Source organism: Oleiphilus sp. HI0061, assembly GCF_001635675.1.
In genome coordinates this window covers 1-598 of the sequence record NZ_LWFE01000846.1, presented here as the reverse complement: position 1 = coordinate 598, position 598 = coordinate 1, and the positions used below count along the sequence as shown (strand labels likewise).

Genomic DNA, 598 nt, shown 5'->3' with positions numbered 1-598 from the left:
TAACCTTCCACAAGCATTGACTGGGCTTGATTCAGGTGTGGCGCCAGTAAGTGTTTTGCCTGGCGTATCTTTTCAAAACCAGGATGCTAAGAAGTCTCAGGTGAACCTAAATACGGCAAACCAAATTCAAGCAGCTCCGCTTACCAATTCTAATATTGATTCAGGGCTTGGGTTGTCTCCTCAGAATTTGTCCCAAAATGGCAGTGCTAAGCTCAATTTGGAAGAGGAGGTTGTTAGTCAGGCATTGCAAGGTGAATCAAAGTTTAAGGCGATTGCGGATAGTACTAGTAGTGTTGAAAGCATTCTGGAAAAAACGATTGGTAGTGGTGTAGAGCGTTCATCTTCGCTACTTAAAACAACGTTTTCGGAAGTGCAGCAGAAATTAGATAACGCGCCTTACTCGACAACAGTAATGACGGGTTTGGATGAGGTTGAGTGGGGGGAGGAAGTTGGCCAGAAGATAGTTTGGCTTACGGGAAAGGCAATTCAGTCTGCAGAGATCCACTTAAACCCTGCTGAGCTTGGTCCAATTGATGTAAAAATTTCTGTTCAAAATGCTGCAGCAGCCATTACATTTAACGCCCATAATGCTTCAGTC

At 44.1% G+C, this 598-nt stretch carries 1 protein-coding gene; it reads left to right on the top strand.

Annotation, left to right across the window (positions count from 1 at the left end; all coding sequences use genetic code 11):
* On the top strand, positions 1-598 hold a 598-nt coding region (locus A3735_RS10120; RefSeq protein WP_197485826.1), incomplete at both ends, for a flagellar hook-length control protein FliK.